Annotated in this window: 13 protein-coding genes; 2 read left to right on the top strand and 11 right to left on the bottom strand. The window is 52.4% G+C overall.

What is annotated here, in order from left to right:
* Nucleotides 1-24 precede the first annotated feature (24 nt).
* The 5 genes from proX to ACLBVC_RS16625 form a co-directional block, all read right to left on the bottom strand.
* Nucleotides 25-1,029 (bottom strand): glycine betaine/L-proline ABC transporter substrate-binding protein ProX, encoded by a 1,005-nt coding sequence (proX, locus tag ACLBVC_RS16605; RefSeq protein ID WP_410150553.1) that lies wholly within the window; start codon nt 1,027-1,029, stop codon nt 25-27.
* A gap of 231 nt (nt 1,030-1,260) precedes the next feature.
* Entirely contained in the window at nt 1,261-2,457 is a 1,197-nt protein-coding gene (gene proW, locus ACLBVC_RS16610) for a glycine betaine/L-proline ABC transporter permease ProW (protein WP_410150554.1), read from the bottom strand.
* Nucleotides 2,454-3,650: a glycine betaine/L-proline ABC transporter ATP-binding protein ProV gene (proV, locus tag ACLBVC_RS16615; RefSeq protein WP_195815676.1), complete on the bottom strand. Its 1,197-nt coding sequence runs from the start codon at nt 3,648-3,650 to the stop codon at nt 2,454-2,456. Before proV ends, proW begins: the two co-directional genes overlap by 4 nt.
* A 589-nt stretch (nt 3,651-4,239) precedes the next feature.
* The gene (locus tag ACLBVC_RS16620; protein ID WP_410150555.1) at nt 4,240-4,953 is read right to left on the bottom strand and encodes a response regulator; all 714 of its coding nucleotides are present in this window, start codon (nt 4,951-4,953) and stop codon (nt 4,240-4,242) included.
* Entirely contained in the window at nt 4,946-6,598 is a 1,653-nt protein-coding gene (locus ACLBVC_RS16625) for an ATP-binding protein (protein WP_410150556.1), read from the bottom strand. Before ACLBVC_RS16625 ends, ACLBVC_RS16620 begins: the two co-directional genes overlap by 8 nt.
* Nucleotides 6,599-6,917: 319 nt before the next feature.
* Between ACLBVC_RS16625 and ACLBVC_RS16630 the strand changes: the two genes are divergently transcribed.
* Entirely contained in the window at nt 6,918-8,273 is a 1,356-nt protein-coding gene (locus ACLBVC_RS16630) for a 2-hydroxycarboxylate transporter family protein (RefSeq protein WP_410150557.1), read from the top strand.
* Between the two features lie 194 nt (nt 8,274-8,467).
* Entirely contained in the window at nt 8,468-9,028 is a 561-nt protein-coding gene (locus tag ACLBVC_RS16635; RefSeq protein WP_410150558.1) for an NlpC/P60 family protein, read from the top strand.
* Between the two features lie 65 nt (nt 9,029-9,093).
* On the opposite strand, the gene mgrA is transcribed toward ACLBVC_RS16635, so the two are convergent.
* From mgrA to ACLBVC_RS16665, 6 genes are all read right to left on the bottom strand, one after another.
* Nucleotides 9,094-10,134, bottom strand: a complete 1,041-nt coding sequence (gene mgrA / locus ACLBVC_RS16640; RefSeq protein WP_410150559.1) for an L-glyceraldehyde 3-phosphate reductase — start codon at nt 10,132-10,134, stop codon at nt 9,094-9,096.
* Between the two features lie 199 nt (nt 10,135-10,333).
* Nucleotides 10,334-11,317: a class 1b ribonucleoside-diphosphate reductase subunit beta gene (gene nrdF, locus ACLBVC_RS16645; protein ID WP_013574094.1), complete on the bottom strand. Its 984-nt coding sequence runs from the start codon at nt 11,315-11,317 to the stop codon at nt 10,334-10,336.
* 20 nt (nt 11,318-11,337) lie between these two features.
* Nucleotides 11,338-13,500 (bottom strand): class 1b ribonucleoside-diphosphate reductase subunit alpha, encoded by a 2,163-nt coding sequence (gene nrdE / locus ACLBVC_RS16650; RefSeq protein ID WP_410150560.1) that lies wholly within the window; start codon nt 13,498-13,500, stop codon nt 11,338-11,340.
* Nucleotides 13,482-13,886 carry a class Ib ribonucleoside-diphosphate reductase assembly flavoprotein NrdI gene (gene nrdI / locus ACLBVC_RS16655; protein WP_410150561.1) on the bottom strand — a complete coding sequence of 135 codons (405 nt, stop codon included), beginning with the start codon at nt 13,884-13,886 and terminating at the stop codon, nt 13,482-13,484. Before nrdI ends, nrdE begins: the two co-directional genes overlap by 19 nt.
* Nucleotides 13,887-13,896: 10 nt before the next feature.
* Entirely contained in the window at nt 13,897-14,136 is a 240-nt protein-coding gene (gene nrdH, locus ACLBVC_RS16660) for a glutaredoxin-like protein NrdH (protein ID WP_101079325.1), read from the bottom strand.
* Between the two features lie 289 nt (nt 14,137-14,425).
* Nucleotides 14,426-14,857 carry a carboxymuconolactone decarboxylase family protein gene (locus tag ACLBVC_RS16665; RefSeq protein ID WP_410150562.1) on the bottom strand — a complete coding sequence of 144 codons (432 nt, stop codon included), beginning with the start codon at nt 14,855-14,857 and terminating at the stop codon, nt 14,426-14,428.
* Nucleotides 14,858-14,950: the final 93 nt, after the last annotated feature.

Consider the following 14,950-nt stretch of genomic DNA (forward strand, 5'->3'; position numbering starts at 1 on the left):
AAATTCCTCTGAGATTTTCATCGGTTATTTCGTGGCGGCTGCGGCGGCCGCTTCTTTGATCCAGCCATCAAACGTGGCCTGGTGTGCTTTGATCCAGCCGTCAACGTGCTGCTGGATATCATCAGAAGAGGATTCCCCTTCGTGCATCTTCAGGTTTTGCGCGTTCACATCCGCCAGCGGCAGTTTCATGATGGCGAACAGTTTCGCGGCGGCCGGGTTTTTCTCAGCCCAGGCTTTGTTCGCCACGATGTGTTCGTTGTTGACCGGGAAACCGTAGTTTTTGCCGTTCGGCAGTGTGGTATCCATGTCTTTCAGCGAGCCCGGATTGGCCGAGAACGGCACGGTCAGCCAGACCACGTCTTTGCCCGGTTTCATCTCGTTGCTCACCCAGTAAGGCGTCCAGGTGAAATACAGCACCGGTTTGCCGGATTTATAGCGGGTCAGCGTATCGGCAATAATCGCCGAATAGTTGCCCTCGTTCTGTGTCACGGTGTCGCTCAGGCCGTAGGCTTTAATCTGCGTATTGATGACGGAGCCGCATACCCAGCCCGGATTACAGCCGGCCATATCGGCTTTGCCGTCACCGTCGGCGTCAAACAGCCTGGCGATTTTTGGGTCTTTCAGCTGCGACAAATCGTGGATGTGATATTTGTCGGCGGTTTTTTTGTCGATCAGATAACCCTGCGCTGCGCCGCTGATATAAGTGCCCTGACGGTAGAATTTCTGGTCGCCACCGGCGGCGTTGTACATATCTTTTTGCAGCGGTTCCCAGTTCACCGCCATGTACGTCGAATCGCCGCTGGCGATGGCGGTGTACGCGACGTTGTAATCCACTTCACCGGTTTGCTGAACGTCATAACCCAGCTTTTGCAGGGCGCGGTTAACCAGTTCGGTCTGGAAAGTTTCTTCTGCGATGGTGCTTTGCAGAGGTTTCACGACCACGCCTTTGCCCGGTAGATCAGCGGCCAAAGCGGCGGGTGTAGCGATCGATAATGCGAGGACGAGTGCCTTTAGTTGTGTTGTGCGCATGGTGAACCCTTATTCTTTTCCCCGCCATCCTTTGAGCTGCTTCTGTGTTGGCTGTCTTCATTCATCCCAGTCACTTACCTGTGTAAGCTCCCGGGCTTTATTCAGTTGCCGCCTTGACCCAGCACAAATGATTTTGGGGATTACTTTGAAATACGTAAGAGTGGACTGCGTTGTTTTAGCTTTTGAGAGTTCCCGGCAGCGAGCCGCCGGGAAAAGTGCAGTATGTGTGAATCAGGCTTTTTTAACGAAAGGCTTCATCACCAGACCAACCGGTCCGCGGGTGAACCAGCGGTGACCGCCTTTGCTGCGGCTGTCGCGGCCCATAGACTGCGTCAGGCGGTCGAGAATGATGGCGAGAATAACGATACCCGCACCACCGACCGACGCGAGGCCCATATCCAGACGACCAATCCCGCGCAGAACCATCTGACCCAGACCACCGACGGCGATCATCGAGGCGATAACCACCATCGACAGCGCCAGCATCAGCGTCTGGTTTATACCGGCCATGATGGTTGGCATTGCCAGGGGAAGCTGAACTTTAAACAGCATCTGACTCGGGCTGGATCCGAAGGATTTCGCGGCTTCGATCAGATCTTCCGGCACCTGGTTGATCCCTAGAATCGTCAGACGCACGACCGGTGGCAGGGCGAAGATAATGGTGACCACAACGCCCGGCACGTTACCGATACCAAACAGCATCACGATCGGCACCAGATACACGAACGCCGGAGTGGTCTGCATGGCATCGAGTAGAGGCCGTATAATTTTTGCCGCCCGCTGACTGCGCGCCAGCCATATTCCCATCGGTAAACCGATCAGAATACAGAAGAACAGCGAGGTCAGAACCAGTGCCAGCGTCACCATGGCCTGTGACCATGCGCCGATTGCCCCAATCAGAACCAGAGAAACCAGCGTGGCGGCACCCATGCCTACACCCGCCATCTGCCAGGCGAGCAGGGCGAAAATCAGAATGGCAATAGGCGCTGGTAATGATTCCAGACCGCTTTGAAAGCCGCTCAGCACGAAATCGACCGGCACGCGGATCCCCTGGAATACCGGACGGAAGTTGCCAACCAGCCAGTCGATCCCGTTGGTTACCCAGTGGTCGAGCGGGATCAGCGTGCTATGGAACGGATCCAGAATATTGAAATGCTGATGCTGTTCCGGTGCGACGCTCAGCCAGTCGTTGGCCTGTGCGGCGGCGTGGTGTGTGGTGTCCGGTGCGCTGGTCGCGGCATCGCTGCTGCCGCCCCACGGATCGCCACCGGCATCGGCGGGTGCGGAACTGGCTGCTGCATCAGGCTGAGGCGCAACGCCACCGCTGGCGTTATCGGCACTCCATGGATCAACGGATGCATCCAGTGGCTGAGCCTGAGCCGCCTGCGCGTGCTGAAGAATTGTATTGTTTACGGTTGAGTTGCTCATTCGTTACCCCCTTCTTTATCCAGAGCCTGAAGCAGCATGGCTTTGGAAATGATGCCGATATAGTTATTGTCCTCATTGATCACCGGTACGGCACAAGGCGCGGCGGCAACATGAGAAATCAGTTCGCTGAGCGGCATATCTGCCTGCACCGGCGCCGGAGATTCCAGCAGGGCGCTTTCCAGCGGCTGATTGGCTTTCAGCGCGGTTTTCAGGGATTCAATCGACACGACGCCGATGAATTTCTGTCCGCGTTCCAGCACATAACCATATTCGCGGTCTTCGTCTTCGAGCAGCTTGAGCGCCGCACGTGGACCAAAACCGGGGGTTTTACGAATGAGCGCGCCACGACGGCGGGCAATGTCTTTGGCGCTGAAGACCTGACTGATATCGACACCGCGGAAAAAGGTGCGGACATAGTCATTGGCCGGATTATTGAGGATATCTTCCGGCGTACCGACCTGAACCACTTCGCCGCCCTGCATAATCGCAATGCGGTCGCCGATGCGCATGGCTTCGTCGAGGTCATGGGAAATAAACACGATGGTGCGCTGATGCTGTGCTTGCAGCTTCACCAGCTCATCCTGCATTTCGGTGCGGATTAACGGATCGAGCGCTGAGAAGGCTTCATCCATCAGCAGAATGTCAGGGTTATTGGCCATTGCACGGGCTAAGCCGACGCGCTGACGCATCCCCCCGGACAATTCATCCGGATAAGAGTTGGCATAGTTTTCCAGCCCGACCTGACGCAGTGCATCCAGCGCTTTGGCATTTCGCTCTTCCACCGGCACACCGGCCAGCTCCATACCAAACGCCGTATTATTCAACACGGTGAGGTGTGGCATCAGCGCAAACGACTGAAATACCATACTGATTTTACTGCGACGCACCTGGCGTAATTTTGACTCTGAGATTTTGGCGATGTCTTCGCCGTCAATCAGCACTTCGCCGCGGGTGGGCTCTATCAGACGATTGAGAAGGCGTACCATGGTGGATTTACCGGAACCGGATAACCCCATGATGACGAAAATCTCGCCTTCTTCAATGGCCAGACTGGCATCTTTAACGCCAAGTGACAGACCGGTTTTCTCAAAAATTTCTTCTTTACCCTTGCCTGCGTCAATCATCTTGAAAGCGCGATCCGGGTTCTCGCCAAACACCTTATAAAGATTTTTTACTTCGATTTTAATTGCCATGCAATATGCATTCCTTGGATATAAATAGCCGTATCGGCTTGATGTCTAATTTTTCTGTTGAAACGTATAGTTTTTTGCCTGTTACAAAATAGTGAACGCTTTATACCCTAACACACCAAAATTCTGAGACAAGTCTCAATGTTTCTCATGAATATTCATGGTTGTGTTTCTGGTGGCGTATTTTTATGTATTACGCGCGTCTAATTTTCGTCAGCGCGGGTTGACATTTAATGACAATTTTAAGGGCTCTGTGATTATTGTTGACTACCTAATTATCTGATGCGCGTATTTCGCTAAATATATAATTAATTAATTGATTTTTAATGATTTAATGTCTTCTTATTTTGTGGGGTTTTTGGTGGTTTAAATAGTGTCAACTCGGCGGATTTAATGCAAATTTCATGGCGGTATTTGCAATGTGTAAATAGTGATTTCCGCGTGCACTGAAAGCCCTGTATTTACCTGTTGTCTGAAAGGTGAATATTTTTGGAAATAATCGCACTGTGCTGGGTGAAATGTGGGAATTTGGCCAGCGGAGCCGCTGACCGTGCAGGCTAAATTCAGAGGGGCAGAACGCCATAATTCGGGTTCAGGAAGAGGATTTTTCCTCAGTCACTATTTTCCGGTACAGGCGCCTCGGATGGCCGATATTTCCGTACTGCATCTCGACGCCGATAAAGCCAATTTCCACACAATATTCCAGATACCGGCGGCCGGTGGTTTTGCTGATCCCAATTTCTTCAACCACCTGTTCTACCGACCAGCTGACGTCGGGTTTTGCGGTGAAAACCCGCTGAACCAGCTCGAGCGTATTCGGCTCAATCCCTTTCGCTGACGGGGCTGGTGGTGTGTCGCTGGCGGGCAGATTAAACAACTTATCCAGCGCCCGCTGATCGACCACTTTCACATTGCGCAGGGTTTGCACCAGTTGCATGAAACGCTCAAGCGAGCTGCGCAGGCGGTGAAACGACACCGGCTTAATAATGTAGTCAAACGCGCCGCTGCGCATGGCGTGGCTGCACGTTTGCATATCGCTGGCCGCGGTAATGAAAATCACCGAACAGTCGAAGCTTTTGAGCAGCGGGCTGTCGATCAGATCCACGCCCTGGCCGTCTGGCAGATAATTGTCCAGTAAGACCAGCCTAGGCTGATGCAGCCGCAATAACGAACGGGCCTGTTCCAGCGTGGCGGCAATCCCGACCACGCGCAGGTTAAAATTTTGTTCGATAAAATCACGGTGCAGACCGGCAAGGTGCGGCTCGTCTTCCACAATCACGACATCGAGTGCGCTGCTGTTATTCATGTTGCTGTCCTGTTGACCTCTCTGACGGATACGGGATAAACACTGAAAATATCGTACCTTGAGGCGCATTGTCTGAGATTTCGATGCTGCCGCCCGCCTGACGGACGTAGCCGGCCACCAGATAAAGCCCGATACCGTGTTCTGCACCGGTCATCTCATCGCCGCCGGAGGGCTTCGAGGTGACACCCTGCTCAAACAGATTCGGCTTCAGGGCGTCATCGACGCCGCCACCGCGATCGGCCACCTCAATCAGCAGCTCGCGGTTCCTGTCTGAAATATACAGTTCTACCGGCGAAATCGGTGCGCCGGCTTTCAGCGTGGCGTCCACGGCGTTATCAAGCAGATTGCCGATCACAGACATCAGCTCGGTTTCGCCGATGACCGGCGGAATACGGATTAACTGGCAGGCCGGGTCAAACACCAGCTCCACGCCTTTCTCGCGCGCACTGACGAATTTCCCCAGCAGCAGCCCGCAAAGGGCAGGCGACGTGAAGCGTGCCGATACGAAATCCAGCACCGCCTGCGCGCCTTCCGACTGTGCCTGAATGTAATGCATCGCGTCATCGTAACGCTGCATTTGCAGTAAACCGGCCAGCGTCGCCGTCCAGTTCAGTTGTTCATGGCGCATGATGCGCAGACTATCGGCGTAGCGTTTCACCTGACTCAGCTGGCTGCTCAGCGTATTAATGTCATTTTTATCGCGGAAGCTGAATACCCATCCGCTTTCTTTGCCAGGCTCCAGTTCAATCGGTACGCGGTTCATGATCACCTGTCGCTGGTTGAGCACGGTTATCTGATCATGGCGGCTGTTGTTGTCCTGAATGCCGCTTTGCGTAAAGAACGCGGGCGGCGTGTGGAGCACTTCTTCCAGTGGTTTGCCGATCAGCTCGTTTTCCGGCTGACGGATATCGAGTAACTCCCGGGCGGCGCGGTTAATGGAAATCAGCTTCTTCTCAGCATTAACCGCAAATACGCCTTCATACATGGCTTCCAGCAGGGCTTTTTGCTGGCGAACCAGCAGCGCAATATCTTTGGGTTCAAGCCAGAACATCTGTTTTTTGACGTTGCGGGTAAACATCCACGAGAAAATAAACAGCAGCAATAAAAGAAGAAGACCGTATAAACCGGCCTGCGCCAGACGGTGACCGTTAATATTGTCGATGTAAGACGTGAGATAACCCACCGACACAATGCCGATGACCTGATTATTTTCGTCGAGAATCGGCGCTTTGCTGCGTAATGACACGCCGATGCCGCCCTGGCGCACCGATATAATGGTTTTCCCGGCCAGCACTTCTGCGTTATCGCCGCCAATCATCGGCAGATCTATTCTTTCCGGGGATTCCGAGTGATAAAGATGCCGCTCACGGACGTCACCAATCACGATATAGCTGGCATCACTCTTATCGCGTAACGGCTGGATAAGGCGTGCAATTCCCGGCACATTGTGACGGGCGACTTTCTCTGCCAGCCCTGGCATCAGCGCGATTTCGCTGGCCTGAACTCTGGCGCGCTGCCCCAGATCGTGATGCAGCTGGCGGTCTATGATATGAAATAAAATAGCGCCCAGCAGCGCCAGCAACAGGCAGGAAAATACCACCAGAGATAAAAAGAGCTTTACCTGAAAAGGTAATCTTAATTTCATACATCCCGCCAAAAGCCAGATATGAGGCACACATCGAATAAGCGTATCACGGCGAAAACGCCGCCGTAATCTGACATAAGCGAAGTTGTGAACGAAGAAGATAAATAGAACGCAGTTCACACAGTGATTGCAGGGTTAATAACGGAATTTACTACTTATCTGATAATCCTTATAAATTTGGACGCATTAACTCCATAAACACCATAACAACCTTTATCCCTGCGGTTTTAATTTGAACAACCTCACATCCGCCTGGCCAGCCATTTTCATATGCTCAGACCATCAATAAGAAAAGATTTCAGAACAAAGAGGCAATGTCATGAGCACAACCGACGATTCCTACATCGCTGTCAAAGAAACAAAAACTTCCGGTATGTCTGCCCGCCAAAAATGGTGGCACATTCTGGATAACTACAAGATAGGGATTATCCCGCTGCCGTTTTTCCTGCTGGCGGGCGTGCTGATCCTGCTCGATTGCCTGAACGGCAAACTGCCCAGCGATATCGTGGTGATGGTCGCGACGCTGGCGTTCTTCGGCTTTGCCTGCGGTGAATTCGGAAAGCGTCTGCCGGTGGTCGGCAAACTCGGCGCGGCGGCGATTTGCGCCACTTTTATTCCGTCCGCGATGGTGCATTATGGCCTGCTGCCGGACGTCGTGGTTGATTCAACGGTCAAATTCTATAAATCCACCAACATTCTCTATCTCTACATCTGCTGCATTATTGTCGGCAGCATTATGAGCATGAATCGTCAGGTGCTGATCCAGGGCTTTATGCGGATCTTCGTGCCGATGTTGTGCGGTGAAATCGTCGGGATGATCGCCGGAATGGCGATGGGTACCGCGCTAGGTTTACCGCCAATGCAAACCTTCTTCTTCCTGATCCTGCCGATCATGGCCGGTGGCGTCGGCGAAGGCGCGATCCCGCTGTCGATGGGCTACGCGACCATTCTGCACATGGAGCAAGGTGTGGCGCTCGGGAGGATCCTGCCGATTGTCATGCTGGGTGGCCTGACGGCAATTGTGCTGGCGGGTGTACTGAATCAGCTCGGAAAACGTTATCCGCATCTGACCGGCGAAGGTTCGCTGATGCCAGCCAAAGAAGGCAATATTGGCAGTGGAACCGATGAGTTTCAGGGCAATCCCGGCGTGAACGCCCTGGCTTGCGGCGCGCTGCTGGCGATCCTGCTGTATATGGTCGGGATGCTCGGGCAAAAATGGATTGGCCTGCCTGCCCCGGTCGGGATGTTATTTGCGGCGGTGCTGGTGAAACTGGCGAACGGCATTTCGCCGACCATCCAGCACGGTTCGATGACGGTGTATAAATTCTTCCGCTCGGCCGTCACCTATCCGGTGCTGTTTGCCGTTGGCGTGGCGATTACGCCGTGGCAGGAGCTGATCAACGCATTTACCGTACAAAACCTGCTGGTGATCGTCACCACCGTGCTGGCGCTGGTCGGCACCGGTTTTTACGTCGGGAAAAAAATCGGTATGCATCCGATTGATGTCGCGATTGTTTCCTGTTGTCAGAGCGGGCAGGGCGGCACCGGCGACGTGGCAATTCTGACCTCCGGTAACCGCATGACGCTGATGCCTTTTGCCCAAATCGCCACCCGCATCGGCGGTGCGATCAACGTTTCCGTCGGGCTTTTCGTACTGGCGAAGTTCTTCTCCTGATGTCTTCACCAACCCCTTCCGGCGCAAGGGGTTGGTTCTGCTGTAAAAAGAGAGGGAGTCTATTTTTGGACTCTTTTTAGGGTGGTTAATTTTCACGCATCGGTTATTATTTGCGCACTCAACGACGAGTCACCCGCCCTTTATGCTGGTCAACAGGTAAGGAAGAATTCTATTTTTGAGAACTGAAAAAGCGTATGTTCCGTATTAAAAATCTTGTCTCCGCATTATTATTCATCGCGTCTTTTGTATTTAGCATGAATTCCTTTGCCTTCGAATTGCCAAAGGAATTCACGTCTTTCGGGAAAAAAAATTATTCCCATGAAGAACTTTTTAAATTAAAAGACAATGTGCCTCTGTCGGATAAGAAGGGTAATCCTGACGATATTAAATCGGCATTATTGTCACAATACTCCCACTGGAAAGGTACGCATTATCACCTGGGCGGCACGACGCGCCACGGGGTTGATTGTTCCGCGCTGATGCAGCATCTCTTTAAGGATTCCCTTCATCACCCGCTACCACGTACGACGTTAGAGCAAATTAAAAACGGTAAACAGGTGAATAAAAATAACCTGCAACCGGGCGATTTGGTCTTTTTCAAAACCAATTCAGCAGAGCGCCACGTTGGGGTTTATGTCGGGGACAATCAGTTTATTCATGCGTCTAAAATTGAAGGTGTCACTATTTCATCGCTGGATAACCGGTATTGGGTTGATCATTACGAAACGGCACGACGTCTGGAATTAATGAGTTAAATCTTCTTTATTTGAAATGGCGAATAACAATTTTACTCGCCATGATTTATTAATGACGTATCAGATTATTTATCTGACGACGCCTGCCATAAATTTAATTGCCCATCCGCAACATGTTGATCAATCGCCGCCAGCTCTTCATCAGTGAAGTGCAGGTTTTCCAGCGCCCTGACGTTCTCTTCCAGCTGTTCAGGGCGGCTGGCCCCGATCAGTACGGATGTCACGCGGTCATCTTTCAGCAACCAGCTCAGTGCCATCTGCGCCATGCTCTGGCCTCGCGTTTGCGCCATGTCATTGAGCAAACGCAGGCTGGTAAGGTTTGCATCGGTCAGCATTTTTTCATTCAGCCCGCGCACTTTATTACCTTCCACCTGCATCCGGGAACCGTCCGGGATCCCGTTCAGATACTTACCGGTCAGCAGCCCCTGCGCCAGCGGCGTGAACGCGATGCAGCCCGCGCCGTTTTGTTTCAGCGTATCCAGCAGGCCGCTTTTATCTACCCAACGGTTCAGCAGATTGTAAGACGGCTGGTGGATCAGCAGCGGCACTTTCAGTTCGCGCAGCAATTCCGCCATCTTCTGCGTACGTTCCGGCGAATACGACGAAATTCCCACATACATTGCCTTACCGCTTTGCACGGCGAAAGCCAGCGCGGCAGCGGTTTCTTCCATTGGCGTTTCTTCATCGACGCGGTGCGAATAGAAAATGTCCACGTAATCCAGCCCCATGCGTTGCAGGCTTTGATCCAGACTTGCCAGCAGATATTTGCGCGAGCCGCCGGAGCCGTAAGGGCCGGGCCACATGTCGTAACCGGCTTTGGTGGAGATAATCAGTTCATCGCGGTACGACGAAAAATCCTGACGCAGCAATTTGCCAAAATTCTCTTCGGCGGAACCCGGAGGCGGCCCGTAATTGTTCGCCAGATCAAAATGCGTGATGCCTAAATCAAAGGCTTTTTGCAGCAGGGCGCGCTGGGATTCCAGCGGGCTGACATGACCGAAGCTGTGCCATAAACCGAGAGAAAGTGCAGGGAGTTTTAAACCACTCTGACCGCAGCGGCGGAATTGCATGGTTTCATAGCGCGAAGGTGAGGCCTGATACAACATGATGTTTCCTTCTTTGTTTCCTCGTCATATTTCAAGTTGCAGATGCGTTGGCTACGCTCACTCACCCTGGTCACAGAGTTCACTATGCTTCCAGGATGAGCAAGCTTGCCGCCTTCCTGCCACTCGAACTATTTAGAGAAAGTAGGGTTATTTTTGAAACACTGTTTCTATTGTAACCCTTGAAGACATTACAGCAACATCAGAAATCCCAGTCCTCGTCTTCGGTGTTGACCGCTTTACCGATCACATAGGAAGAACCGGATCCCGAGAAGAAGTCGTGGTTTTCGTCTGCGTTTGGCGATAATGCCGAGAGGATCGCCGGATTGACGTCTGCCATGCTGGCCGGGAACAGCGCTTCGTAGCCGAGATTCATCAGCGCTTTGTTGGCGTTGTAGTGCAGGAATTTCTTCACATCTTCGCTCCAGCCTACGCCGTCGTACAATTCTTCGGTGTAGCGGATCTCGTTGTCGTACAAATCCTGAATCAGATCAAAAGCCTGCTCTTTGATCTGCCGCTGACGCTCTTCACTTTCCAGCGCCAGTGCTTTCTGGAATTTATAACCGATGTAGTAGCCGTGAACCGCTTCGTCGCGGATGATCAGGCGGATCAGATCCGCAGTATTGGTCAGTTTGGCGCGGCTCGACCAGTACATTGGCAGATAGAAACCGGAATAGAACAGGAACGATTCAAGGAACACGCTGGCGACTTTCTTCATCAGCGGATCCTCACCGTCGTAATACGACAAAATGATTGCCGCTTTATTTTGCAGCGCGACGTTTTCCTCGCTCCAGCGATAGGCTTCGTCTACATCCACGGTGGCGCACAGCGTCGAGAAAATCGAGCTGTAAGAACGCGCATGCACCGCTTCCATAAAACATATATTCGAGTAAACCGCTTCTTCGTGGGGCGTCACGGCGTCTTTCATTAGCGTCGGTGCACCGACTACGTTTTGTACGGTATCAAGCAGCGTCAGGCCGGTAAATACGCGAATTGTCAGCTGTTTCTCTTTCGCACTCAGCGTCGCCCAGGACGGAATATCGTTGGATAACGGCACTTTTTCCGGCAGCCAGAAGTTGGACGTCAGACGGTTCCAGACTTCCAGATCTTTATCGTCCTGGATCTTGTTCCAGTTGATCGCTTTACTGACCGGCTGCGGCACTAACAATTGTTTTACTGCGCTCATCTTTAAGTCCTTTCAATCGGTTACAGCGTGCAGGAAACGCAGCCCTGAACTTCGGTGCCTTCCAGCGCCATCTGGCGCAGACGGATGTAATAAATGGTTTTGATGCCTTTACGCCAGGCGTAGATCTGCGCTTTGTTGATGTCGCGCGTGGTGGCGGTATCACGGAAGAACAGCGTCAGCGACAGCCCCTGATCGACGTGCTGCGTGGCTTCGGCGTAGGTATCAATGATCTTTTCCGGGCCGATTTCATACGCATCCTGGTAGTAATCCAGATTGTCGTTGGTCATAAACGCCGCCGGATAATATACACGGCCAATCTTGCCCTCTTTGCGGATTTCCACGCGGGACACGATCGGGTGAATACTCGACGTCGAATTATTGATGTAAGAAATCGAACCGGTCGGCGGCACTGCCTGTAAGTTCTGGTTATACAAGCCGTGCTGCATCACCGAGGCTTTCAGCTCCGCCCAGTCTGCAAGCGTCGGAATGTGAATGCCGCTGTCCGCAAACAGTTCACAAACGCGCGCAGTTTTCGGCTGCCATTTCGTGGCCAGCGCGTCATCGACGTATCGATCAAAGTAGGCGCCGCTGGCGTAGGTCGAATCGGCAAAGCCTTTGAAGGATTGCTGGCGTTCGATGGCAATCTGGTTCGAGGCACGGATCGCATGGAAAGCGACGGTACAGAAATAGATATTGGTGAAATCCAGCCCTTCTTCCGAGCCGTAATAAATCCGCTCGCGGCACAGATAACCATGCAGGTTCATCTGCCCGAGGCCGATGGCGTGGGAATCCTGATTTCCCTGATCGATAGACGGCACTGAGCGGATATTGCTCATATCCGATACCGCCGTCAGTGCTCGCACCGCCATTTCCACCGTATTCCCGAAGTCCGGTGAATCCATCGCCGAGGCGATATTCAGCGAGCCGAGGTTACAGGAAATGTCTTTGCCAATTTCCTGATAAGACAGGTCTTCGCCGTACACCGTCGGCGAGTTCACCTGCAAAATTTCCGAACACAGGTTGCTCATATTGATGCGACCTTTGATCGGATTGGCGCGGTTTACCGTGTCCTCGAACATCATGTACGGATAGCCGGATTCAAACTGAATTTCCGCCAGCACCTGGAAGAATTCGCGCGCGTTGATTTTGCTTTTGTGAATGCGTTTGTCATTCACCATCTCGCGGTATTTCTCGGTGATGCTGATTTCGGACATCGGCACGCCGTAAACTTTCTCGACGTGATACGGCGAAAACAGATACATATCTTCGTTGTTTTTCGCCAGCTCGAATGTGATATCCGGAATGACCACGCCGAGAGACAGCGTTTTGATGCGGATCTTTTCGTCGGCATTTTCACGTTTGGTATCGAGGAAACGCAGAATGTCCGGGTGATGCGCGTTCAGATACACCGCGCCTGCGCCCTGGCGTGCGCCGAGCTGATTGGCGTAAGAGAACGCATCTTCCAGCATTTTCATGATGGGAATCACGCCGGAAGACTGATTTTCGATGCGCTTAATGGGCGCGCCGACTTCGCGGATATTGGTCAGCATAAACGCCACGCCGCCGCCGCGTTTTGACAATTGCAGCGCCGAGTTCACCGAACGGCCGATGGATTCCATGTTGTCTTCGATGCGCAACAGGAAACACGATACCAGCTCGCCACGCTGTTTCTTGCCGCAGTTCAGGAAAGTTGGCGTGGCAGGCTGGAAGCGGCCGGAAATAATTTCATCTACAAACTGCCCGGCGAGCTGAATATCCCCGCGCGCCAGCGTCATCGCGACCATACACACGCGGTCTTCGTAACGCTCGAGATAGCGCTTGCCGTCGAAAGTTTTCAGCGTGTAACTGGTGTAATACTTGAATGCGCCCAGAAAGGTCTGGAAGCGGAATTTGTGGGCGTAAGCCCGTTTGAACAGACGCTTGATATCTTCGAATTCGTAAAGGTTCAGCACGTCGGCTTCGTAATAGCCTTCTTCCACCAGATAACGCAATTTCTCCGCCAGATCGTGGAAGAAAACCGTGTTCTGATTGACGTGTTGCAGGAAGTATTGGCGCGCGGCCAGACGGTCTTTATCAAACTGGATCTGGCCGTTAGCGTCGAACAGATTCAGCATCGCGTTAAGTGCGTGATAGTCCGGGCTGCGGGTGCCGGGGTCGGTGATTGCTAGTTCTGTCGCTGCCAAAATTCTGTTACTCCCTGTTTAACCTTTGCAACGTCTTCCGGCGTTCCCAGCAACTCAAAACGGTACAGGTAAGGAACCTGACACTTCTGGGAAATAATGTCACCGGCAATGCAATACGCTGCGCCGAAGTTGGTGTTGCCAGCGGCGATAACACCGCGGATCAACGAACGGTTATGTTCGTCATTGAGGAATCGGATCACCTGCGTGGGCACCGCGCCTTTTGCCGACCCGCCGCCGTAGCTCGGGACCAGCAAAATATAGGGTTCATCGACACGCAGTTTTGCGCCTGCTTCGCCAATCGGAATGCGAATTGCCGGCAAATCCAGCTTGCCGACAAAACGGTGAGTGTTTTCCGAAGAACTGGAGAAATACACTAACGGATGCATCCGTCAGGCCTCAGAAGGCGGTTTGCAGCTGACGCAGGGCGGAGATTTTGTCCGGACGGAAACCAGACCAGTGGTCATCGCCGGCCACAATCACCGGAACCTGCTGATAACCCATTGCACGAACCTGCCCGAGCGCCTGCTCATCCTGAGTCAAATCGACCACTTCATAAGCGATACCTTGTTTATCTAATGCACGGTACGTCGCGTTGCACTGGACACAGTCTGGTTTACTGTAAATAATAATGCTCATGATTCGTATTTCCATTTAGTAAGAAATCAGAGACAATTTTTGCCTCACCCGCTGCGCCACTGCTTCAGCCGGGAAGAGGCGCGAGATTCGGTGCCATCTTGGCGTTCCGATGCATTGAATACTAGATGTGGTGATTATAATTTTCAACCACACAATATGTAGATTTTCTAAAAATGCTTATTGCAAAAACGACAAAGCCCGCAGGAAGCGGGCTGGCGGGGAGAAACTTTTTTCTTCTGATTTTCGCGCAGAGATGTGTTTAAAAAATGCACTGTGAAAAGTGTGAAACTTACTGGCGCATACCCACAGCCAGACGGTTAAACGCATTCATCAGGCCGATAGCAAAAGTCAGTTCTGAAATTTCCACATCGCTGAAATGTGCTTTCAACGGCTCAAACGCGCTGTCCGGTGCGCCGGTGGCGGCAATCAGCGTCAGCGATTCTGACCAGGCCAGAGCGGCACGTTCGCGCTCAGAATACGCATGGCTTACCTGCCATCCCGCAAGCTGATCCAGTTTGGTCTGATTCACGTCCATTTTGCGCAGCGCTTTGGAATGCATATCCAGGCAATAAGCGCAGCCGTTGATTTGTGAAACACGCAGGAACGCCAGCTCAATAATCACGCTATCCAGCGGGCCGTTTTCCAACGCGCCGAGCGCGACTTTCATGGGTTCCATGACAGAAGAAGACAGGGAGTAGTAAGGCAAGCGAAGCGTATTCATGGTGATTTCCTGTGGTGAAATTGGATGATAAATGGATGCGCCTTGCATCTCAATGACGGCTACTTTACGCAGTATATGGTCTATACTACAGGG

This window comes from Rahnella selenatireducens, from assembly GCF_046449555.1.
In the GTDB taxonomy this organism is placed as follows: domain Bacteria; phylum Pseudomonadota; class Gammaproteobacteria; order Enterobacterales; family Enterobacteriaceae; genus Rahnella; species Rahnella selenatireducens.